Source organism: Saxibacter everestensis (assembly GCF_025787225.1).
Lineage (GTDB): Bacteria > Actinomycetota > Actinomycetes > Actinomycetales > Brevibacteriaceae > Saxibacter > Saxibacter everestensis.
The window spans coordinates 1,085,621-1,108,664 of record NZ_CP090958.1 but is presented as its reverse complement, the minus strand read 5'-3'; the positions used below and the strand labels follow the sequence as shown (position 1 = coordinate 1,108,664).

Below are 23,044 nucleotides of genomic sequence, written 5' to 3'. Positions count from 1 at the left end.
ATCGTATCGACTGCCCGGTCAGCGGACAGATCCCTGCTCGGCCAGGCGGGCGTAGTGATCCGGGTTCCGGCGTTTCATCACGAATCCGATCACGATGCCCACGACGAAGAGCAGCGGAGTCGGCACGATCATCACCCAGTTCACGGCGCCGGTCATCCCGGTGATCACGTCGAAGTTGGTCACGATCAGAATGACGCCGATGGTGAGTCCTATCGCGCCGAGTGCAGGCGCGATCAGCACCCGGAACGGTCCATACCCCTGCCGGTCCCGCATGAAGTAGGCCGTCACAGCCACCGCGGTGACAGCCTGGGCGAAGACGATCCCGATCACACCGGAGGAGTACGACCAGAGCCCGAAGCCGAGATACGGGTCGGCGCCAAGTACGACGCAACCGATTACCGCGACGATGCTGATCACGGTCATCACCAGGCTTGCTCGGTGGGGTGCCTTCGATTTCGGATGGGTAGCACCAAGCGCTGCCGGCAGCAGGCGTTCGCGGCCCATCGAGAAGATGTAACGCGACGACGCGTTGTGAAAGGCGATCAGGCAGGCGAAGAAGCTGGTGACGATCAGCACCTGCATCACCTTGACGGCAAGGAGCCCGAGGTTCTGATCGGTGGCAATGAAGGCCATCTCGGCGAAGTCGTCCCCGAGGGCCAGGCTCATGATGCCATCGATTCCGAAGGCGACTGTCAGAATCCAGAAGGTGAAGGCATAGAAGATAGCCAGGAATCCGATCGCGATATAAGTCGCTCTGGGAACAGTGCGCCGTGGATCCTTGGCTTCCTCTGAGTAGATCGCGGTGCCTTCGAACCCGATGTAGGAGCCGAAGCCGAGCACGAAGAGCGTTCCGGCGCCGGTGGCGAAGAAGACATTGGCGGGATCGAAGGGCGCAAGGGACATCCCCTCTCCCCCGCTCCTGACCAGCACGGCGACGGAGAGGATGAGCAGGATCAACACCTCGGCGGTTAGCAGCACGGCGAGCACCTTCGCGCCGACATCGATCTGCCGGTAGCCGAGGAAAGCCACGATCACCGCGGCCGCAATCGCCCATAGGCCCCATGGCAGGTCGATGCCGAAGAGATCCTTGGCCGTCAGCGCGGCGAAAAAGCCGAGGTAGCCGTAGAAGCTCACGCAGAGCATGCCGTAGGCGAATATCGTGACCATCGCCGCCCCGATGCCGGCCGGTTTGCCCAGGCCCTTGGCCACATAGGCGTAAAAGGCACCGGTGTTGCGCACATGCCGCGACATGGCGGTGAAGCCGAGGGAGAATAACAACAGAGTGACGCCGCAGGCGAGCATTGCGCCTGGCGCGCCGATTCCGCCGAGGCGGAAGGTGGACGGGGTTCCACTGACAAACACGGTCAGTGGGGCGGCGGCCGACATGACGAAGAAGACAATTGACCAGACCCCCAGCTGTCCCTGTGCCAGTTTGCCGCCGGATGAAACGACCTTGCCTGCCTGAAGCTCACTGCTTGACATGCTGACTCCTGTCGTCAGTGATGCGGGCCACACTGCCGCACATCATCTGAACAACCATTCAACTTTACGAAGTGTGGAGAAGTCAACGAATATCGGGTCTATTCTTAATTTCCTGAACAAATATTCAGATATGGACTCTTCGGTGTGCGGTGATTCGCCTGGCCGTTGAGGGCTCATTCGCCTGGCCGTTGCGTGCTCATTCTCCTGGTCGTCAAGGGCTGGATCGCGAGTCGGGTCCGGCGCGAGGCTGAGACTTCAGGTCCTGGCCGCTACCCTTCAAGTGGTTACTCTCCACTCCGATCAGCGCTAGGGGTCCTGATGGCAACGGAAATGCCGGCGGTGCGCAATACCGCCGCCGTGCTGCGCCACCTTGCGACCAGCTCACGGCCGGTACCGGCGAGCGCGCTCGCCCGGCATATCGGCATCCCACGCAGCAGCACCTACCAGCTGCTGAAGGTCCTGATCGACGAGGGCCTGGTTGTGCGGATACCCGAATCCCACTCCTATGGGCTCGGTGTCGGCGCCTTCGAGCTGGGCAGTGCCTATCTACGGTCTTCGCCGCTTCAGCACCTGGCACAGCCTCTGCTCGCGCGGCTGGTTTCCGCGAGCTCGCACACCGCGCAGTTAGGCATCCTGCACGGCAGCGAGACGATGTACCTGCTGAAGGAACAGCCGCAGGTGCCGACCACGCTGGTGACCGGCGTCGGTGTCCGGATTCCGGCTCACCTGACCGCCTCCGGGCGGGCGATGCTGGCACTGCTCCCCCGCCAGCAGGTGCTCGCGATCTTCTCCTCGGCCAGGCAGTTTGTCGATCGAACCGGAGTCGGGGCCAGGAACCTCCGGGAGCTTCAGGCGCAGTTGGCCGAGGACCGCCATCGTGGCTGGGCGATCGAGCGCGGCGCAGTCACGGAGGGTGTGACGACGATTGCCGCTGCGGCCACCGACCATGGCGGGCGGCCGGCGGCCAGCATCGGCGTGTCCTTCCATTCGGATGCCGTGCCGGACAGCGGCTACGAACGCCTAGCCGCCCAGGTCAGAAAGGCCGCCGACGATCTCTCGATCCGGCTCCGATAGTCGATGTCGGTGGCACCTGACATGCTGGGGAGATGGCAGACGCAGCAAGCATCACGACTTCTCCGGTGAGCCCGGAGCCATTGAGCGGACAAGCCTCCGCGGACGCGGTGAGCGACGACGGCCTGCGCGCGGCGGCGACGGAGATGCTGCGCGAGCTGGTCGGCTCGCCCGCTGCCGATTTTCATCCCGGCCAGTTCGAGGCGGTTGAGGCACTGGTTCGGGATCGGCGCCGCGCCCTGGTCGTACAGCGAACCGGCTGGGGGAAGTCGGCTGTCTACTTCGTCGCCACCCTGCTGCTGCGCCGGCTCGGCGCCGGCCCGTCGATCATCGTTTCGCCGCTGCTCGCGTTGATGCGCGATCAGGTGGCCGCGGCCGCCAGGGCCGGCGTGCGCGCCGCGGCGATCAACTCCGCTAACAACCACGAGTGGGATGAGATCCAGACCAGGCTGGCCGAAGATTCGGTCGACGTCCTGCTGGTTTCGCCCGAGCGATTGAACAATCCGCGCTTCCGCGACGAGCAGCTGCCTGAACTGATCCGGCGCACCGGCCTGCTGGTGATCGACGAGGCGCACTGCATCTCGGACTGGGGCCACGATTTCCGCCCCGACTACCGGCGATTGCGGGAACTGATCGGCCGACTGCCCAATTCCGTCCCGGTTCTGGCCACGACCGCCACGGCGAACTCCCGCGTGGTCGAAGATGTTGCCGAGCAGCTCGGTTCGGCCCAGGGCGAATCGGCCACCGGCGCAGCTCCAGACAGTGCGGTACTCACGATCCGCGGTGCCCTGGCCCGGGACTCACTTCGGCTCGGCGTGCTGAACCTGCCCGATTCCCGGTCCCGGCTCGCCTGGCTGCTCACCCACCTCGATGACTTGCCTGGCAGCGGGATCATCTATTGCCTCACGGTCTCCACCGCCGAGGACACCGCCAAAATGCTGCGCGACGCCGGTCACGCGGTGCAGGCCTACACCGGCCGAACCGATCCCAGCGAACGCGCCGAGGCCGAACAACGCCTGAAAGACAATCGGGTCAAGGCCCTGGTAGCCACCAGCGCCCTCGGCATGGGTTTCGACAAGCCGGATCTGGGTTTCGTCGTGCATATCGGCGCACCGTCATCCCCAGTCGCCTATTACCAGCAGGTCGGACGGGCGGGGCGCGCGACCGACAACGCCGATGTCCTGCTGCTCCCGGGTCCGGAGGACCAGGAAATCTGGAAGTACTTCGCCACGGCCTCGATGCCGAATGAGCAAAAGGCGGCCGCAGTGCTGGCCGAGTTGCGGGAAGCCGGCACCCCGCTGTCAACCACCGCTCTGGAGGCCCGGGTCGACCTTCGCCGCACGCCGTTGGAGCTGCTTCTGAAAGTCCTTGACGTGGACGGCGCCGTGCAGCGGGTCAGCGGCGGCTGGTTGTCGACCGGCCAGGCATGGGAGTACGACGCCGAACGCTACCAGCGAATTGCGGCCGGTCGGGTTGCCGAGCAAGGCGCCATGCTGGAGTTCGAGCGAACGACGCAGTGCCGGATGGAGTTCATCGCACAGTCGCTGGACGACGCCACGGCAGCTCCGTGCGGCCGCTGCGATAACTGCGCCGCAGCCTGGTATTCACCTGCCATCGATCCGGCTGCCGAACAGAATGCCCAGCAGTCTCTCGTAAAGGTCGGAGTCGAGGTCGCTCCCCGGCTGCAGTGGCCGCCGGGCCTCGCGCAGCGCGGCGTACCGGTCAAGGGGAAGATCCCGGCCGATAAAACCGTCGAGGAGGGCCGGGTGCTGGCTCGGCTCACCGACCTCGGCTGGGGCAATCGCCTGCGCGAGGTGTTTACCGCGGATGCCCCCGACCAAGCCGTGGATCAAGCCCTGTTGACGGCTTGTATCAAGGTGCTGGCTGGCTGGGATTGGGCTCAGCGGCCCACAGCGATCGTGAGCGTGCCCTCGGCAAGCCGCCCCGAACTCGTCGGCTCGCTCGCCACCGGGCTGAGCAACATCGGCAGGCTGCCGTATCTGGGGGCGCTATCGCTATCGGAGGGAGCGCCGGCGACCGGAAACAGCGCCTTCCGGGTCGGCTCGCTGTGGAACCGCTTCCGGGTCGGCGAGGAGCTTGAGTCCGGGCTGGCAGGGCTGGGCGGCGGGCCTGTGCTGCTGGTCGACGACCTCATCGACAGCCGCTGGACGATGACGATTGCCGGTGGCACCCTGCGTGCTGCCGGCGCGGGCTCCGTGCTGCCGTTCGCGCTGGCGCTGCGCGGCTGACGACGGCCGTCGGGCTGGCGGGCCCGGCTTGGAGGTTAGCGAAGACCGGCTGGCGCTGCGCGGCTGACAACGGCCGGCTGCGCGGCTGACGGCGGCCGGCCGGCGGGCTTGGCTGCGAAGGCCGGCTTGGAGGTTAGCGAAGACCCAGGTCGACCATGTCCAACAGCTGCGCTTCGACGACCCGCCGCTGCGCAGGTTCAAGCTCCCGCAGCGGGCCGTCGATCAACAACATGGCCAGGCCATGCACCGACGACCAGGCAAGGAACTCCGCGCCCTGCCGTTTGGCTGCGGGCAGCACGCCCGTCGCGACCAACTCGTCGAGCGCGATCCCCAGCAGCTGAAACGGAGTCTTGCCGCTCCTGCCGGCCGAGTCGGCGCTGGCGGCGCCGTGCAGGTCATCCGGAACCGAGAACGCCGCACGAAACAGACCCGGCTCGGCCTGGGCAAAGCGCAGGTAGCCGACGCCGACCGACCGTAACCTGGCGTGCGCCGTCTCGGCACTGGTCGTCTCCGGCAGATTCGCCAGCTCGGCTTCCATCGCGATCGCGAGCTGTGCCATAGCGGCCGCGGAGACCGCCTGTAGCAGCGCCTTCCGGTCGGCGAAATGCCGATAGGCGGCATTCGGTGCGACTCCGGCACGACGGGTTGTTTCCCTCAGCACCACCGCCGCCGGTCCCCCGGCGCGCGCCAGGTCGACGCCGGCGGCCAGCAAGGCGTTGCGAAGATCACCGTGCCGGTAGGTCGAACGCCGCGGTGGCCTGGCTGTGCCTGTCATTCGTCTCCTTGTGGACGCCGTCCACCTTGTTTTGTCGTACTGCACAGCATATCCAGCGCTGATTTGCGCACCGTCCGCCGAGAAGAGTAAGCCGTCCGTCAGTCGTGGGATTGTCGTCGAATTGTCGGTTATTACGCACGATTCGGTGCCAAACCCACGATTCGCCTGCCTTGCCCCGATTCGCTGCCTTACCACTATTCGACCTTCATGCGCGCCGTCCGCCGATCCGCAGAGCTAAGGTGGAATTCCCTTGCGGCACGCCACAGATCACGTGCTTCACGCAGCGCAGTTCGAAGGAAGAGGCTATGCCTGAGCAGACACCCGCGCTAGTGCGTCCGGTCAGGCTGAGCCTCTCCGACGCCGTGCACGAGGCGCTGATGGAACAACTGATGAGCGGCGAGATCCGCCCCGATTCGGTGCTGCGGATAGACGTCATCGGCAGGGAGCTCGGGGTCTCGCACAGCCCGGTTCGAGAGGCGTTATCCAGGCTGGAAGCGCGCGGACTCGTGGTGCGGAATGCGCTTAAGGGCTATCGTGCGGCGCCGTTGCTGACCAGTGACGAACTGTCCCAGTTGTATGCGGCCCGGCTGGCGGTGGAGCCGGCAAATGCCTTCGCTGCGAGCGGGAACGTGAACGCGAAGTTCCTCCGCCACCTCGAGGACACCGTCCGCCGGGGACGGAAGGCGCGCAAGGGGCCGACGTTCGACGACTACCGGGGCTATCTCGAAGCCGAAGAAGACTTCCACAACTCGATCAAGCAGCAGGCAGACAATCGATTCCTGGCCAGCGCCTACGACAGCATCGGCGGTCAGCTGCAGCGCTACCGGATCTTCGATGATCGCGGCGTCCCGGACGCGGAGCCCGCCCTGGCCGAGCACAGCGAGATCATCGAGGCCTTCAGGTCCGGGTCCGCGGACGACGCATGCAACGCGATGCAGCGACATATTCGGAACTCGCGACGACGGGCCTTTCCGAATGAATCCGGGCAGCGGACCCTTGACACGTCCGCGCAGCCGGGATGATCCTATAGGAACGACGAACCTGCTGCAGAGGAGAACCGTGAGCATACTTCGCCGGCCCCTCCCCGGCGGCAGCGCGGCCGTCGAATTTGCCCGGATGCTGCTGGCCGGAGGCATCTCGGTCGATGCCCTGGCGGCGGCTCCCACGATCAATGACATCAGGGAGCTGGCCAGACGGCGGATACCCAGGATGGCGTTCGACTTCGTCGATGGCGGCGCCGACGCCGAGATCACCTTGCGGGCGAACATCACCGACCTCGCCCGGGTCAGCTTCAATCCGCGAAGCCTGGTCGACGTATCGACGCAGAACACTGCAGGCACAGTCGTCGGAGAGCAACTTCCGTTGCCGCTGATCCTGGCGCCCGCCGGCTCGGTGCGAATCACCGGGGGCGACGGCGAGCTCTCGGCCGTGCGCGCCGCCGGCAAGGCTGGACTGACCTACACCATCAGCACCGCCTCGAGCTGGTCGATCGAAGAAATTGCCGAGCAGGCCACCGGGCCGCTCTGGTTCCAGCTGTACATGTGGCGCAGCCGCGAGGTGGTCGAGGCACTCGTCGACCGGGCCAGGAACGCCGGCTGCACCGCACTGGTGGTCACGATCGACGTGCCGGTCAACGGGAAGCGCGCCCGCGACCAGCGCAACGGTATGTCGATCCCGCCTCAGGTCACCGTCCGCAATGCCTTCGGGGCGCTTCGGCATCCAAAATGGCTCGGCAGCCTGTTGCAGGGACCACCGATCGGCTTCCGGAACATGCTGGGTATCGCCGAGGGCTCCAGCGCCATGTCCCATCAGGAGTACATCAATACCCAGCTGGTGAATCTCAGGAACAGCTGGGACGACGTCGCCTGGCTGCGTCGCATGTGGGACGGTCCGCTGCTGATCAAGGGCGTCATCAGCCTGGCTGACGCCCAGCAGGCAGCCAATGTCGGCGCGGACGGCATCTTCGTCAGCAACCATGGCGGCCGGCAGCTCGATAGCCTGCCCAGCTCGATCAGCATGCTGCCGCAGATCGTGACTGCGGTCGGCGACCGGCTCGACATCATTTTCGACGGCGGAGTGCGCAGCGGAGCCGACGTGATCAAGGCCAAGGCGCTTGGAGCGGACGCCGCGGCCATCGCCCGGAGCTGGGTCTGGGGGGCCGCGGCGGCCGGCGAGCGCGGGGTCGACCGGGTGATCGACATCTACCGCAGCGAGATCCGGGAAACCATGATCATGCTGGGTGTCACCGATATCAGCGAGCTGAACCGGGACACGGTGCGCTATCCCCCGGAATGGAACCACGCCGGGTAGCCGACCGGCAGCTCAAACGAGCTTCGCACCCGCCTTGGCGGCGGCGTCCAGCACCGCCCCGGATTCCAGCGACGCCACCACGGCGGCAATTTCCGGGCTGGCGAACCGATCCGGCCCCGGTCCTTCAACGGTCTCCCGCAGTTTCGCGATAACCGCTGACGTGACCGGCCCGGGCACCATGTGCTCGACTTCCCTGCGGATGTCCAGTGCCTTGGCGGCGTTCATCAGCTCGATGCTGATCACTCGGCGGAGTCCATCGACGGAACGACGCAGCTTTCGCGCCGCCGACCAGCCCATTGACACGTGGTCTTCCTGCATTGCGCTGGACGGAATCGAGTCGACACTTGCCGGGACGGCAAGCCGCTTCAGCTCGCTGACAATCCCCGCCGCGGTGTACTGGGTGATCATTCCGCCCGAATCCACGCCGGCGTCATAGGCCAGGAACGGCGGCAGGCCGTGCGACCGGGCCTTGTCGAGCAGTCGGTCGGTGCGCCGCTCGGAAATGCTGGCCAGGTCGGCGATCGCGATCGCAAGAAAGTCGAGCACGTAGCCGACCGGGGCTCCGTGGAAGTTTCCGTTCGATTCGATCTCGCCGTCGGCGATCACCGGATTGTCGATGGCGGCGGCAAGCTCATAGCCAGCAACCCGCCGAGCGTGGTCGATCGTGTCGCGGACGGCGCCGGCAACCTGCGGGTGGCAGCGGATCGAGTAGGCATCCTGGATCCGGTAGGTTTGCGGACCCCGGGAGGCCTCGATGATTGACGAGTCTTTCAGCACCGCCCGCACGTTTGCGGCGGACAATGCCTGCCCGGGCTGCGGCCGAAGCGCCACCAGATGCTCTTCGAAGGGCCGATCGGTGCCGAGCAGCGCTTCAAGTGTCATTGCGGCGGCAAGATCGGCCTCCTTGGCCAGCGCATCCAGCTCGTCGAGCGCGAGCACCAGCGTGCCGAGCATGCCATCTGTGCCGTTGATCAGCGCCAGGCCCTCTTTCTCGGCCAGAACAACCGGTTCAATGCCGGCGGCGGAGAGCACCTCGGCGCCCTCCAGGAGTTCGCCGTTCGCATTACGTGCCTGACCCTCGCCGATCAGGGCCAGGGCGACGTGCGCCAGCGGCGCCAGATCGCCCGAGCAGCCAAGCGACCCGTACTCGTAGACGATTGGCGTGATCCCGGCCGAGAGCAGCGCGGCATAAGCCTGTGCCGTGGTCAGTCGCACGCCAGTGTGCCCGGTGGCCAGGGTGGACAGCCGGAGCAACATCAGCGCCCGGACAACTTCCGTCTCGACTTCGGCGCCGGAACCTGCGGCGTGCGAGCGGATCAGCCGGCGCTGAAGTTCGGCCCGCTTGTCGCTTGGAATGTGCGTGGTCGCCAGGGCGCCGAAACCGGTCGAGACGCCGTAGACCGGTGTGTCGCTGGCGCTCAGCCGATCGATCAGGTGGCGGGCCTCGCGGATAGCCTCCTGGGCATCCTCAGCGAGCTCCACCGCATAGCCCTTGCGCGCCACATTGATCAGGTCTTCTTCGCTGACGGCGCCAATTCCCACCGCTACGGTCTTCTTCTTATGCATATCTATCAGAATGTCTGGCGGCGGCCGGCGGGACAAGTACGCGGGCCGGCAACCCGTCTGACATTTCGGACAGCGGTGTTCGCTACTTGCGGGAGCGCTTCTCCCGGATTCGCATGGTCAGCTCGATCGGCGTCCCCTCGAAGCCGAAGGTTTCGCGCAGCCGGCGAATGATGAACCTCCGGTAACCGGGATCCAGGAACCCGGTGGTGAACACCACGAACTTCGGTGGCCGGGACGACGCCTGGGTCCCGAACAGGATTCTCGGCTGCTTCCCGCCGCGCAGCGGATGTGGATTCGCCGCGACCAGCTCGCCAAGGAAGGCATTGAACCGTCCGGTCGGGATGCGGGCATCCCAGGAGGCCAGTGCCTTGTCCATCGCCGGCACCAGGCGCTCGGCGTGCCACCCGGTGCGGGCCGAGACGTTGACCCGCGGCGCCCAGGTCATCTGGACCAGATCGCGCTCGATCTCGCGCTCCAGGTAATGGCGCCGCTCGTCTTCCATCAGATCCCACTTGTTGTAGGCGATGACCAGGGCGCGGCCGGCCTCGATCACGGTGGAAAGGATCTTGGTGTCCTGAACGGACAGCACCTCGGAGGCGTCCAGCAGCACGACGGCCACTTCGGCCTTCTCCAGCGCGGTCTGGGTTCGCAGTGCGGCATAGAAGTCCGCGCCCGAGGCCTGGTGGGCCCGACGACGAATCCCGGCGGTATCGACGAAGCGCCACATTCTGCCGCCGAGCGAGACCAGTTCGTCGACCGGGTCGCGGGTGGTTCCGGCGACGTTGTCCACGATCACGCGTTCCGAGCCGACCAGCTTGTTCAGCATGCTCGACTTGCCGACGTTCGGCCGGCCGATCAGAGCGACCCGGCGTGGTCCGCCCTCTTCCACCGGTCCGGCGATCGCGGAGACCTCCGGAAGCGTTTCGATCACCACATCGAGCAGATCCGCTACGCCGCGACCGTGCAACGCCGACACCGACCGTGGCTCGCCGAGTCCGAGTGACCAGAGCACAGCGGCCTCAAGCTGGCCGCGCTCGTCGTCGACCTTGTTGGCCGCGAGGATGACTGGTTTCCGGGTGCGGCGCAGCATTCGGACGACAGCCTCGTCCGTGGCGGTGGCGCCGACGGTTGCGTCTACGACGAACAGCACGGCATCCGCAAGCTCTACCGCGATCTCGGCCTGTTCGGCAACCCGGCTGGCCATCCCTCGGGCGTCCTGCTCCCAGCCCCCGGTGTCGACGACGGTGAAGCGTTGGCCGTTCCAGAGCGCCGGGTAGCTGACCCGGTCCCGGGTGACCCCGGGGGTGTCCTCCACGACAGCCTCGCGCCGGCCGAGGATCCGGTTCACCAGGGTCGATTTTCCGACATTCGGCCTGCCGACGATCGCCAGCACCGGCGCCGGACCGGTGAAGCCGTCGCCATCCTCGAAAGCGCCGTCGCCGGAAAGCAGCGCAAGGTCTTCCTCGTCCAGTTCATAACTTTGCAGTCCGGTGCGCAGCGACTCGGCACGCTGCTCGGCGTCCGCCTCGTCAATGCTGACGACACGCTGCACGAACTCAGCGTCGGGCTGGTCGTCCCAGCTTGACTCGGTCGAGTCGCTCATTACTTCTCCTTGCACTTACGCGATATGCGCCTCATGGGTGACGTCGGACGGTGCGCCGCCGGCCCCGGATGTATCGGTGTCGATGATCGTGCTAAAAGTTCGCATCACCGTTGGGTGTGGACGATGCGACCATGTCCGCTTGAGCTACCGAGGGCAGCGTCTGGCCGGTCAGCTGCAGTGATTGCCGGACGTGATTGGCCAGTATGGCCTGTAGCTGCTTGCTTGCCGCAAGCCGTGCTGCACGGCCGGACTGGCCGGCCGGCTTCTCCAGATACACAGGATCGCCGAAGACTATGTCGATTTTACGGCCCGGAGGGGGTAAAAAGCGACTCGGTTCCCCGCCCCGCCTTGTGCCGAGCACCGCGACGGGCACAATCGGCACCTCTGCCTGCAGTGCGAGCCACGCCGCGCCGGATCGAACCGAGCTCGCCGAACCTTCGCCACGGGTGCCTTCCGGAAATATCCCGAGCACGTCACCGCGACGCAATACCCGCAGTGCGGTGCCCAGCGCGTTCCTGTCGTTACTTGCCCGGTCGATCGGGATCTGACCCGACGATTTCAACGCCCAGCCGACGATGCCCTTGAAGATGTCGTGCCTGACCAGCAGGTGCATCGGCCGCGGCGAGATCCGGTACACCAGTGGCCCGTCGAGGTAGGTCAGGTGGTTTGCGACCACGATCACACCGCCGGCGGCCGGCAGTTTCTCTGCCAGGTGCACCTTGCGCCGCCACGGCGACATCAGGATCCGGCCGACCAGGCGCCAACGATGTGGCGCTCCTGCCCGGGCCAGCTCCTCAGCCGCCGCAGGGCGGAACATCAGCCAGCGTCCGCGACGAGATCGAGGACCGCCTGCACCGTTTCCTCGAATGACAGCGCCGATGAGTCAAGGGTGTGCACCCCGTCAGAGGCCGTGATGAACTGGGTCACCGCTGAATCCGCGGCATCACGATCAATGATCTGTGCCCGGGTCGACGCGATGTTGTGCTCGTCGGCTTCACCATGCAGTTCCTTGGCCCGCCGAGCCAGACGCGCCTCCTCGCGCGCGGTCAGCAAAAGCCGCACATCTGCATCGGGGGCGACGACTGTGGTGATGTCGCGGCCCTCGGCAACGATTCCCGTCTCCGCAGCGGCTTCGATCAGTGCTCGCTGCCGTGCGATCAGCGCCTCGCGGGCCGCCAGGTTGGTGGACACGATGGTGACGGATTCCGAAATCCGGGTCTCGCGAATCTCGGTGGTGACGTCGTGACCGTCGATCACGACCTGCTCATGGTCCGGGTCGGTGCTGATCCGCAGGTCGGCGGTCCGCGCCAGCTCGGCTACGGCATCCGCGCCGTCGGCCTGGCGTTCGAGACATATCCAGCTGACTGCCCGGTACATTGCACCGGTATCGAGATAGGCGAGACCCAGCCGCCGGGAGACCTCGCGGGAGACGCTGGACTTACCCGAGCCCGAGGGCCCGTCCACAGCAATGATGGTCACGAATTCTTGCCTTTCTACTTCACTTACGTAAGCGGGCTTATCGGTGGGGTACGGCTATTCGGGAACCGTCCAGCCGCGGGCGCGCAGTTCCTCGATCAGGGGCCCGCGTGCGGCCGGCAGCACAGAAACTTCTGCCAGCCCGAACTGCTGGCCGTTGGCGTGCTCGAGCTGAAGGTCTTCCAGGTTGATGCCCGCTTCGCCCATTTCCGTGAACAGCCGGCCGAGTTCGCCCGGCTTGTCGCCGACGAGAACTGTGACCGTGCTGTAGACGGTCGGTGCGGTGCCGTGTTTGCCCGGAATCCGGGCCTGGCCCTCGTTGCCGGCGCCGATGGCCGAGGCGAGCACGCCGAGCGCGTCTACCCGGCCGTCCAGCGCCCCGATCACTGTATCGAGGTCTTCGCGAAGTTCGGTCAGGACATTCCGCACCTCGACGGCGTTGGCGTCAAGGATCTGTGCCCACAGCGCCGGGTCGCTCGCGGCGATCCGCGTCACGTCACGCAGGCCCTGCCCGGCGAGCGCGACGGCATCCATGGGCGCGTCCTTCAGGCGCGCCGCCATCAGGGATGACATCACCTGCGGCGCATGGGAAATTCGGGCAACCGCCGCGTCGTGCCGGTCGGCATCCAGGTGCACAGGCGTGCCGCCGACCAGACGAGCGAGATCGACTACGTGCTGCAGATCCTTGGCCGGCGTGTCCTCATCGGTGCAGATCACCCAGGGCCGCCCCGCGAACAGGTCTGCCCGGGCAGCGATCGCGCCACTGCGCTCCCGGCCGGCCATCGGATGTGAACCGATGTAGCGGTCGAGCGTGCGCGGCTCGACGAGCGCGCGCACCTGGTCGAGTATCCGGCCCTTCACACTGGCGATGTCGGTGACGGTCGCCGTCGGGTAAGCGTGCAGCTGATCGGCGATGACGCGTGCCGTCACGTCAGGCGGGACGGCGACAACGACGAGCTCCGGAGCGGCAGCATCGTCGCCATCTTCAGCAAGCCGTCCGGCGCCGAGGTCGCGTGCCAGGGCTTGCGCGGTCGGCGAACTATCCGACAGTTCGACATCGATGCCCTGCCTGGTCAGCGCCATGCCGATGCTCGCACCGAGCAGGCCGGTGCCGACGATCCTCACCCGCCGCAGCGTTCCCGCGGGCAAGCCGTGTGCTGGCAGAGTCACTGCGATCACATCTTGACGGATTCGAGCAGGATGCCGACCTCGGTGCGGTTGAGCGTACGCAGGGTCCCCTGCCGCTGATCGCCCAGGCGGACCGGACCCATCTGGGTGCGGACCAGCCGCAGCACCGGGTAGCCGACTGCTTCCATCATCCGTCGGACGATCCGGTTCCGGCCTGAGTGGATCACGATCTCGACCAGCGCGTAACCCGGTGTGGAATCGATCAGCTTGAACGAATCGACGTTCGCCAGCCCGTCGTCAAGCTCCACGCCCTCGCGCAGCTGCTTGCCGACGTCCCGGGCGACCGGCCCGCGTACTTCAGCCAGGTAGGTTTTGGGCACCTCGTACGAGGGGTGCGTCAGCCGGTGGGCCAGTTCTCCGTCGTTTGTCAGCAGCAGCAGGCCTTCGGTCTCGGCATCGAGGCGACCGATGTGGAAGAGCCGCTCGGTGCGGTCGACGAGGTAATCGCCGATGCATGGGCGTCCTTCCGGATCCTCCATCGTGGACAGCACACCGGACGGCTTGTTCAGCGCGAGGTACGCCATCGACTCGTCGAGTTGAAGTCGCAGGCTGTCGACCTGGATCACATTGCGCTTCGGATCGACCCGTACGCCGAGTTCGCGCACGATCTGGTCGTCGACGCTTACCCGGCCGTCCGCGATCATCTGTTCACAGGAACGGCGCGAGCCGTACCCTGCCTGGGCAAGCACCTTTTGCAGGCGCACGCCCTCCGGATCGTGCACGTCGACTGTCGGCTCTGGTGTTTTGCGACGCCGGTCGCGTCGGCTCGGCCGGGAACCCGGGTAATTCACTTCTGCAGCTCCTCTGCCAGATCAATGTCCTCGTCGGCCGGCAGGAAGGGCGCCAGCTGAGGTAGGTCGTCAAGACGGTTAAGTCCCATTTTCTCAAGAAAGTACGAGGTGGTGGTGTAGAGGATGGCGCCCGATTCAGGATCGGCGCCGGTATCTTCAATCAGACCCCGACTTACCAGAGTACGCACTACGCCGTCGACACTCACGCCACGGATGGCGGAAATACGTGCCCTGGACACCGGCTGTTTGTAGGCAACCACGGCCAGTGTCTCCAGCGCGGCCTGGGACAGCTTGGCACTTTGGCCATCGACAACATAGCGGCTGAGCACATCGTGGAAGGCCGGCCTGGAGTAGATACGCCATCCGCCGGCGAGTTCGCGGAGTTCGAAACCGCGCGGCCTGCCGCCCTGTTCGCCCGCGTAATCCGCCTGCAATTCGGCCAGCAGGGCGGCAACCCGCGGGGCGGGTAACGCCAGCGCCGAAGCAAGACGGAGCGTGCTCATCGGCTCCTCGATCACCACGAGCAGTGCTTCCAGCGCCGCAAGCGCGCCACCGGGGAGGACATCGAGATCGAGGCCCTCGGCGAAGCTCGCCGTCTCGGGATCACCGATGTCAGGTGTGTCGAATGTCTCTTCGACGAATCCGGATTCATCACTCATCGAGCGTCCTCCTCGGCTTCGGGCGGGGTGTTATCCGCGGCCGGCAGAACCTGAGCGTCGGAAGATTCGAACTCATCGAATCCCGAGGTGTCGAGTTCGGCGCCGTCGCCGCGCAGCCGTACAGTCAGTTCGCCAAGCGCCGACGCCTGCTCGAAGGACACTACCGAGTCCCGGAACATCTCCAATAGCGCCAGGAAGCGCGCAACGACGACAAGTGAATTGTCGGCGTCGGAGACAAGTGAGCGAAAGGACAGCGCAGCAGCCTTCGATGCCTTCAACCGGGAGAGCACTGCTTCTGCCTGCTCCTTCACGCTGACCGCGGGCGCATGTAAGTGGTCGAGGCCGATTTCGGTCGGTAGCTGCGGTCGCGGTCGAAACGCGTGCGCCGCGATCGCGGCCAGCGCTTCCGACGTGATGCCCAGCACAAGTTCCGGGAGCAGCGTTGCGAGCTGAGGTTCCAGGGCCACACTTCGCGGGAAGGACAGCGCATTGTCATTCAGGCTCTCGGCGAACCTGGCGGCCACCAGCTTGTATGCCCGGTACTGCAGCAGCCGGGCGAATAACAGGTCGCGGGCCTCCAGCAGCGCGATGTCCTCCTCGTCCTCGACCTGACCCGAGGGAAGCAGCCGAGCTGCCTTCAGGTCGAGCAGTGTGGCAGCGACCAGCAGAAACTCGCTGGTTTCGTTGAGGTCATCCTTGTCGCTGGCCCGCAGGTAGGCGATGAACTCGTCCGTCACCTGGGCCAGGGCAACCTCGGTGATGTCGAGCTGGTGCTTCGATATCAGATTGAGCAGCAGATCGAAGGGACCGGAAAAGTTCCCGAGATGCACCTCGAACTTAGCGCCCGCGTCCCGCGCTGCGCCGGCTTCCCGCGCTGCGCCCGCTTCCCGCGCTGAGCCGGCGTCGTCCCCCTGCGCCGACGACGCGTCGGGCTCGGCGGTCGGCGCCGTCATCAGGGGGCGCCGCCGCGAGAAATCAGCTCCCGGGCAAGTGCGCGGTATGCCTCGGCTCCGGGGTGTTTCGGGGCGTAGGACAGTATCGATTCCGCGGCAACCGAGGCATCCGGGAACTTGACCGTCCGGTTGATCACGGTTTCGAAGACCCGTTCGCTGAACGCCTCGACCACCCGGTCGACGACTTCACGCGAGTGCAGGGTCCGGCCGTCGAACATGGTGGCCAGGATTCCATCGATCTGCAGGCGGGGGTTGAGCCGATCCTGCACCTTCTCGATCGTCTCCACCAGAAGCGCGACCCCGCGCAGGGCGAAGAATTCACATTCAAGCGGAATCACGACACCGTGGGCCGCGGTCAGCGCGTTGACCGTCAGCAGGCCGAGTGACGGCTGGCAGTCGATCATGATGACGTCGTAGTCGTCCTCCACCTGGGACAGCGCACGCATCAGGACCTGCTCGCGGGCCACCTCGCCGACTAGCTGTACCTCCGCGGCCGAAAGGTCGATATTGGCCGGCAGCAGGTCAAGGTTCGGCACCGACGACTTCGAGATGACGTCAGCCGCACTGACTCTCGAGCTCATCAGCACGTTGTAAATCGTCAGGTCGAGGTCGTGCGGGTTAAGTCCCAGACCAACCGAGAGCGCGCCCTGCGGGTCGAAGTCGACGAGGAGGACCTTGCGGCCGTATGCGGCCAGCGCGGCCCCGAGGTTGATCGTCGAGGTCGTCTTGCCGACTCCCCCCTTTTGATTCACCATTGCGATGATCCGGGCGGGGCCATGGTCGGCCAGGGGCTGCGGTTCAGCGAATTCACGGATCGGACGACCGGTCGGCCCTATTGCGGTTGGGGCATTGCTGTCGAGGGTGAAAACCTGCTGGGAATTACCGGCATCCAGATCACGGGTCACGTAACGGTCAGCTCTCCTAACTGGTCTTTCGCACGAGGAGTAATGTCCTTAGCGGCGCTTTGGTAATGCTAATTCGCTCTACAGTATCGCGGCTAGCGCAACACACAACACTACCGCTATCTGGCTCGGGGATGAGCAAGGGCGTAAACCTCCCGCAGCGCATCGGCACTGACCTTGGTATAGATCTGCGTCGTCGTCACCGAGGCGTGGCCCAGCAGTTCCTGCACCACCCGGACGTCGGCTCCGCCTTCGAGCAGATGCGTCGCGAATGAATGGCGCATTGTGTGCGGGGAGATGTTGACCTGGATACCGGCACGGTCTGCCGACGCCTTGAGGATCGCCCATGCGCTTTGCCGGCTGAGCACGCCGCCGCGGGCATTGAGGAAGACACCGCCGGCCCGGGTACCGCGCGCAGGGGTCTTGGCTGCCAGGAGCGGACGGCCGCGGACAAGGTACGCGTCAACCGCATCGGCGGCGTACGAGCCGATCGGCACCATCCTCTCCTTGGAACCTTTGCCGAACAGCCGGACCAGGCGCCGGTCCGTGTCCACGTCGTCGATGAAGACGCCGACCGCCTCGCTGATCCGGGCCCCGGTCGCGTACAGCAATTCAAGCAGCGCCCGATCGCGTAATCCGGTAGCGGAGTCGTCTCCGGTGGCGTCGAGGATGGCGGTGACGTCGGCGATTGAGATCGCCTTGGGCAGGCGCTGCTGCTGCGCCGGCGGCTTGACTTCCTGTGCCGGATTTCCGGGTACCTGACCTTCGTCCTCGGCGAAACGGTGGAATCCGCGCACCGCGACGACGGCCCGGGCGGCGGATGACGGACTGAGCGCGGGCTTACCGTCATCGCCGGTTCGGATCGTGGCAAGGTACTCGGTGATTGTTTTCTCGCTCACGTCGGCGAAAGCCGAAATCCCGGCGGCGTTCAGATACTCCAGGTACCGGCCGAGATCACGCCGGTAGGCGGCCACCGTGTTGTCGGCGAGCCCACGCTCGACCCTCAGGTGCTGCAGGTATGACGTGACGCACCGCGTGATGGCGGACGACCGCGGTGGGTTCACTGTCCGCGTGATCGCCTGCCGGGCCATGGCGTGTCGGCCGGGCGCAGCGGTTCCCAGTTGCGGTCTTTTGCTGCGGCAGCGGCGAGGACGCCGATCACCAGACCCGGATTGCGTAGTCGCCCGGCCAGCACGGCGTCCACCACTTCCTGCAGCGGCACCCACCGGACGACGATGTCGCGTTCCTCATCGATCCGGGCATGTCGTTCGCCCTCAGGGACTGCCGTGCAGTCCCGTGCCAGGTAGACCCGCATGGACTCGGTCGATCCGCCTGGCGAGCTGAACCATTCCGTCAGCAGATCGAGCCTGCCCGGAATCAGGTCTGCCTCTTCGGCAAGTTCCCGCGCGGCGGCGATATGCGGCGGCTCGCCATCGACGTCGAGCAGGCCGGCCGGCAGTTCCCACAGCCGCATCCGTACCGGATGGCGGTACTGGTTGATCAGCAGCACCTGGCCGTCGTCATCGATGGCGAGAACGGCGACCGCCCCGGTGTGGTCGACGAATTCACGGTTGATCGGCCCGTCGTGGCCGGGCAGCGTGAAGGATTCGTCCACCAGATCCCAGACATACCCGGTGTGCACCAGCGTTCGGTCGTGCACCGGGACATCGAGGTAGGTGTCGGCTGGAGTCAGATCGGCGGTCGAAGCTGTCTCGTCGTTCGTGACGGCACTGGTCATGCCGGCTGCTCGCCCGCTGCTGCCTGCGCTGCGGCGTCGGCGGTCGGCCGAGCGGCGTCGCTTGAGGGGCGCGGTTCGCGGGACGAGCCATCCGGCTCGACCTCGATCAGGCGACCGGCCTTCTGCCGTTCGATGGCCGCCTCTACAAGTCCGGCGAACAGCGGGTGCGCATCGGTGGGCCGGGAACGCAGCTCCGGGTGCGCCTGGGTGGCGACGTAATACGGGTGTTCCTCGGCCGGGAGTTCGACGAACTCGACCAGTGCGCCGTTTGGTGAGGTGCCCGAAATCACCAGGCCCGCATCGGTCAGCTGATCCCGGTAGGCGTTGTTCACCTCATAGCGATGCCGGTGCCGCTCCGAGATCGTCTCTGAACCGTAAGCGCCCGCAACGACCGAACCAGGAGTCAGCGCGGCTTCGTAGAGGCCAAGGCGCATCGTGCCGCCCAGATCACCGGCACCCTCGACGAACTGCTGCTGTTCGGCCATCGTGGCGATAACCGGGGATGCGGTCTCGGGATCGAACTCGGTGGAGGAGGCATCGGCCACGCCAGCCACGTTCCGGGCATACTCGATCACCATGCACTGCAGGCCGAGGCACAGCCCGAGGGTTGGGATCTGCTTCTCCCTGGCGTACCGTAGCGCTCCGAGTTTGCCTTCGATGCCGCGGATTCCGAACCCGCCGGGAACGCAGACGGCGTCCACGCCGCCGAGTTCCTTCTCGGCGCCCTCCGGTGTTTCACAGAGGTCGGAGGCTACCCACTTGATGTTCACCTTGGCGTTGTTGGCGAAGCCGCCCGCGCGCAGCGCCTCGGTCACCGAAAGGTAGGCGTCGGGCAGGTCGATGTACTTGCCGACCAGGGCGAGCTCGATGCTGTGCGCCGGGTTGTGCACGCGCTTGAGCAGTTCGTCCCATTCTTCCCAGTCGACGTCCTTGAACGGGAGATCGAGCCGGCGGATCAGATAGGCATCGAGACCGCCAGTGTGCAGAACTTTCGGGATGTCGTAGATGCTTGGCGCGTCCATGCAGGAAATGACAGCTTCGATGTCGACGTCGCAGGCGCGGCCGATCTTCTCCCGGATGCTGTCCGGTACCTCGCGGTCGGCGCGCAGAACCAGCGCGTCAGGCTGGATGCCGATGCTGCGCAGCGCGGCGACTGAATGCTGCGTCGGCTTCGTCTTCAGTTCGCCGGACGGGCCGAGGTATGGCACCAGCGACACGTGCACGAAGAAGACGTTCTCCCTGCCGATGTCCTGTCGTACCTGGCGCGCCGCCTCGAGGAAGGGCTGCGACTCTATGTCGCCGACAGTTCCGCCGACCTCGGTGATGATGACGTCTGGTGCCGGTCCGCTCAACGGAGTGGCCTGCGATCGCATCCGATTCTTGATCTCGTCGGTGATATGCGGGATAACCTGCACCGTGTCGCCCAGATACTCGCCTCGCCGCTCCTTGGCGATCACCGTCGAATACACCTGCCCGGTGGTGACGTTGGCGCTGGCATCGAGGTTGGCGCCGAGGAAGCGCTCGTAGTGCCCGATGTCGAGGTCGGTTTCCGCGCCGTCATCGGTCACGAAGACCTCGCCGTGCTGGAACGGATTCATTGTGCCTGGATCAACGTTCAGATACGGATCCAGTTTCTGCATCGTGACCGACAGGCCACGTGCGGCCAGCAAATGGCCGAGGCTTGACGCAGTCAGCCCTTTCCCGAGAGACGATGCGACGCCTCCAGTAACGAAGATGTGCCGGGTCGTCTGGGACCCGCTGAGCCGGGGAAATGATCGCGTAACCACGGACTTTAACACTACCAGCATTCACAGCCGGCTGGGCAACCCCGCGCGATTGCCGACCTAGTGCGCGTGGCTCTTCTTGCCGGCCCTGGCCTCGTCCTGGCCGTCGTCCGAAAGCTCGCCACGCACAACCGCCGGGTAGAGCCGGGCGAGTTGCGCGACTACATCGTGCGCCGGCGATGATCCCAGCACGCGCGAGCGGGCGTTGATTGCGCCGACTCCGCGACGGACTGGATTGTCGACCAGCTCATTTATCGCCTTGAGCACGGCCGCTTCGTCATCCTCGTCGACGATAACGGCGGCCTCGCCGTAGTAGTCGGTCGCGTCTTGCCCGCCGAGGGCGACAATCGGCCGAGTCAGCTGCATGATCTGGTCGGCGTCGAGCCCGGAGAGCTCGGTCGTAGTGACGACAACATCGGCAGCGCTCAGAACGTCCACCGCCGAATCAGCGTCGGCGACCATCATCGACAGGCCGCGGCCGGCGAACTCTTTCTCAAGTACCTGACGCAGCGGGCCGGTTCCGGTGAGCGCCACCATGATCGATCGGTCGGGGCGGCTGTGTTTCAGCTTTTGCGCCGCAGACAGCAGAGTGGTCAGACCCTGCGTTTCGGCCAGCTTGGCCGGCGACGCGATCAGCCAGGTGCCTTCGGCCAGCTTCAGGTCTGCGCGTACCTCCTGCCGGGTCCGGCGTGGAATCAGAAACTGCGCCGTGTCGGTAGCCGGAAGAAGGGCACGCTCGGTGTGCGGTCCGTGGGAGGCGAAGCGGCCAACGATCGATTCCGTCGCGCCAAGCACCACATCGGCTCGGCGGGAAATCAGCCGGCCGGCCAGATGTTCGACGTCGACTGCCGCGCCGTTTGCCAGCCGCGGCACCGTCACGACCAGCGCCGGGCGGGATGACTTGGGCAATCCGGTCATCGCCAGCGCGCACAGAGCTCCGACGTGCAGGCCGTGCGCGTGCACGACATCGGTCTTCGGAAACAGTTTGTGCAGCTTCCACACAGCGCCAAGATCTCGCAGCGGTCGTGGCCGCGCGCCCAGCGAGATGGTGATCTTTCGAACCTTCGGTGCGTCTTTCCGCTTGCCCGGTACGAGTTCGCGCAGCACAGCAGCGCTGCCGGCTACGGCGACCTTGTGCCCGTACTTCGGCAGGGAGTTTATGGCAAGGGTCGCGACCTCGCCGTACACGCCGCCGGCCTCACCGACCGCGTGCAAAACGCGTAGCCCGGATTGACCTTCCAGCGACTTCTGGCGCGCGCGCATTCGAAAGCTCTCCCTTGTTTTGCTTGACGGACTATAGGTCGAGGTTATCCCAGCTCGCAGGCGGCACGGTCACGGCACGCGTGATATCGCGCCAGTAGTTCCGCGGCCACCTCCGCCTCGTCCGGAAATTCTCGTGCCCGGCGCCTGGCGCGCGCAGAGAGGTCGCCCCGCAGCGCGGAATCGTCGAGCACCGAGATGACGGCGTCAGCGATCTCCTCACGCCGAGGTGACCGCACCAGGATTCCGGCGTCGTCAATCAGCTCCGGCAAGCCACCCACCGCCCTGGCTATCACCGGCAGGCCAACCGACATCGCTTCCTGGACGACGAGCGCCCGCGCCTCCCAGTGGCTGGTCAGCAGAAACACTTCGGCGCTGCGGTACAGCGCTGAGACGTCCTGGCGAGCACCGATGAAATGCACCGGCAGCCCGTCCCGATCGACAATCCGGCGCAGACGCGCAAGCTCAGCCTGATCGGCGCCGCCTGCGATGATGGACACCGCATCGGGATGACTGGACCGCCATAGTCGGGCCGCCTCGAGCAGCAGGTCGTAGTTCTTCTGCGGCGCCACCCTGCCGACGGTCAGCACCAGCTTGCTGGAATCAGGCAGACCCAGCTCTTTAAGCAGCCTCTGATGCGCCGCGATTACCTCGCTCGGGTCGATGTCGATCATTTTTGGCGCCGCGACCGGAGCAAGCCGGGCGTTCCGGGCCCCGAGGTCCCGCGCCCGGTCGACCAGGTCCTGGCTGGCGCCGAATGTGAGGTCGACGGTGCGGGCCAGCAGTAACTCGATCCCCGCCTCCAACTTGCCGCGGAGGCCGCCGGCAAGCACTGCGTTGTGCCAGGTGGCGATCACCGTCGGACGGCCCGGCCCCGGCCCGCGGCGGGCGAGGACAGCCAACAGGGCGGCGCGGAAACCATGGGCATGCACGATGTCGAACCGCTCGCGGACCAGTACCGCGCGCAACGCCTGAACCTGGCTGACATCCCGCAAGGACAGCCGGGTCGGCACCTCGAGTGGGATGAACTCGACGCCGCCGGTCCCGGAGAAGCCGAACTGTTTGTCGGTTGCCTGCGGGCCGATCACAGTGACTGGCTGGCCCGTCCGGCCGAATTCCCTCGCCAGTGAGGCGACATGCGTGCCGACACCTCCGGCAGATGAGCCGAGCAACAACGCGATCCTCATCAGCCGTTCCCCCAATCTGTAGCGTTTCTCTTAGTCGTCTCGCCGGCAGC

The 23,044-nt window shown here is 65.8% G+C and carries 20 protein-coding genes; 4 read left to right on the top strand and 16 right to left on the bottom strand.

Annotation, left to right across the window (positions count from 1 at the left end):
* Positions 1–18: 18 nt before the first annotated feature.
* Positions 19–1,482, bottom strand: coding sequence for an APC family permease (locus LWF01_RS05395; protein WP_349640017.1), 1,464 nt, complete (start codon positions 1,480–1,482; stop codon positions 19–21).
* Positions 1,483–1,800: 318 nt separating this feature from the next.
* Between LWF01_RS05395 and LWF01_RS05390 the strand changes: the two genes are divergently transcribed.
* A complete protein-coding gene (locus tag LWF01_RS05390; protein ID WP_349640016.1) occupies positions 1,801–2,556 on the top strand; it encodes an IclR family transcriptional regulator in 756 nt (251 codons plus the stop codon).
* Positions 2,557–2,588: 32 nt separating this feature from the next.
* The gene (locus LWF01_RS05385) at positions 2,589–4,802 is read left to right on the top strand and encodes a RecQ family ATP-dependent DNA helicase (RefSeq protein ID WP_432761991.1); all 2,214 of its coding nucleotides are present in this window, start codon (positions 2,589–2,591) and stop codon (positions 4,800–4,802) included.
* Positions 4,803–4,935: 133 nt separating this feature from the next.
* On the opposite strand, the gene LWF01_RS05380 is transcribed toward LWF01_RS05385, so the two are convergent.
* Complete coding sequence (locus tag LWF01_RS05380) at positions 4,936–5,577, bottom strand: TetR/AcrR family transcriptional regulator (RefSeq protein ID WP_349640015.1); 642 nt, start codon at positions 5,575–5,577, stop codon at positions 4,936–4,938.
* A 305-nt stretch (positions 5,578–5,882) separates the two neighbouring features.
* On the opposite strand from LWF01_RS05380, the gene LWF01_RS05375 reads away from it, so the two are divergent.
* Entirely contained in the window at positions 5,883–6,599 is a 717-nt protein-coding gene (locus LWF01_RS05375; protein ID WP_349640014.1) for a GntR family transcriptional regulator, read from the top strand.
* A gap of 37 nt (positions 6,600–6,636) precedes the next feature.
* The gene (locus tag LWF01_RS05370; RefSeq protein WP_349640013.1) at positions 6,637–7,887 is read left to right on the top strand and encodes an alpha-hydroxy acid oxidase; all 1,251 of its coding nucleotides are present in this window, start codon (positions 6,637–6,639) and stop codon (positions 7,885–7,887) included.
* Positions 7,888–7,899: 12 nt separating this feature from the next.
* Here LWF01_RS05370 and hutH read toward each other — a convergent pair whose 3' ends face one another.
* The 14 genes from hutH to LWF01_RS05300 form a co-directional block, all read right to left on the bottom strand.
* Positions 7,900–9,453 carry a histidine ammonia-lyase gene (gene hutH, locus LWF01_RS05365; RefSeq protein ID WP_349640012.1) on the bottom strand — a complete coding sequence of 518 codons (1,554 nt, stop codon included), beginning with the start codon at positions 9,451–9,453 and terminating at the stop codon, positions 7,900–7,902.
* Between the two features lie 82 nt (positions 9,454–9,535).
* On the bottom strand, positions 9,536–11,056 hold the full coding sequence (der, locus tag LWF01_RS05360) for a ribosome biogenesis GTPase Der (RefSeq protein ID WP_349640011.1): 1,521 nt from the start codon (positions 11,054–11,056) through the stop codon (positions 9,536–9,538).
* Between the two features lie 91 nt (positions 11,057–11,147).
* Complete coding sequence (locus LWF01_RS05355; RefSeq protein ID WP_349640010.1) at positions 11,148–11,873, bottom strand: lysophospholipid acyltransferase family protein; 726 nt, start codon at positions 11,871–11,873, stop codon at positions 11,148–11,150.
* A complete protein-coding gene (gene cmk / locus LWF01_RS05350; protein WP_349640009.1) occupies positions 11,873–12,535 on the bottom strand; it encodes a (d)CMP kinase in 663 nt (220 codons plus the stop codon). The genes LWF01_RS05355 and cmk overlap by 1 nt, the downstream gene beginning before the upstream one ends.
* Before the next feature lie 54 nt (positions 12,536–12,589).
* Positions 12,590–13,702: a prephenate dehydrogenase gene (locus tag LWF01_RS05345; RefSeq protein ID WP_349640008.1), complete on the bottom strand. Its 1,113-nt coding sequence runs from the start codon at positions 13,700–13,702 to the stop codon at positions 12,590–12,592.
* Between the two features lie 5 nt (positions 13,703–13,707).
* On the bottom strand, positions 13,708–14,511 hold the full coding sequence (locus tag LWF01_RS05340) for a pseudouridine synthase (RefSeq protein WP_349640007.1): 804 nt from the start codon (positions 14,509–14,511) through the stop codon (positions 13,708–13,710).
* Complete coding sequence (gene scpB, locus LWF01_RS05335) at positions 14,508–15,170, bottom strand: SMC-Scp complex subunit ScpB (RefSeq protein ID WP_349640006.1); 663 nt, start codon at positions 15,168–15,170, stop codon at positions 14,508–14,510. Before scpB ends, LWF01_RS05340 begins: the two co-directional genes overlap by 4 nt.
* On the bottom strand, positions 15,167–16,123 hold the full coding sequence (locus LWF01_RS05330; protein WP_349640005.1) for a segregation and condensation protein A: 957 nt from the start codon (positions 16,121–16,123) through the stop codon (positions 15,167–15,169). Before LWF01_RS05330 ends, scpB begins: the two co-directional genes overlap by 4 nt.
* Entirely contained in the window at positions 16,123–17,016 is an 894-nt protein-coding gene (locus LWF01_RS05325; protein ID WP_349640829.1) for a ParA family protein, read from the bottom strand. Before LWF01_RS05325 ends, LWF01_RS05330 begins: the two co-directional genes overlap by 1 nt.
* Before the next feature lie 128 nt (positions 17,017–17,144).
* Positions 17,145–18,116, bottom strand: a complete 972-nt coding sequence (gene xerD, locus LWF01_RS05320; protein ID WP_432761990.1) for a site-specific tyrosine recombinase XerD — start codon at positions 18,114–18,116, stop codon at positions 17,145–17,147.
* A complete protein-coding gene (locus tag LWF01_RS05315) occupies positions 18,086–18,763 on the bottom strand; it encodes an NUDIX domain-containing protein (RefSeq protein WP_349640003.1) in 678 nt (225 codons plus the stop codon). The genes xerD and LWF01_RS05315 overlap by 31 nt, the downstream gene beginning before the upstream one ends.
* A complete protein-coding gene (gene pyrG / locus LWF01_RS05310) occupies positions 18,760–20,571 on the bottom strand; it encodes a CTP synthase (RefSeq protein WP_349640002.1) in 1,812 nt (603 codons plus the stop codon). The genes LWF01_RS05315 and pyrG overlap by 4 nt, the downstream gene beginning before the upstream one ends.
* A gap of 36 nt (positions 20,572–20,607) precedes the next feature.
* Complete coding sequence (locus LWF01_RS05305; RefSeq protein ID WP_349640001.1) at positions 20,608–21,810, bottom strand: glycosyltransferase; 1,203 nt, start codon at positions 21,808–21,810, stop codon at positions 20,608–20,610.
* A 44-nt stretch (positions 21,811–21,854) separates the two neighbouring features.
* A complete protein-coding gene (locus tag LWF01_RS05300) occupies positions 21,855–22,994 on the bottom strand; it encodes a glycosyltransferase family 4 protein (RefSeq protein WP_349640000.1) in 1,140 nt (379 codons plus the stop codon).
* Positions 22,995–23,044 lie beyond the last annotated feature (50 nt).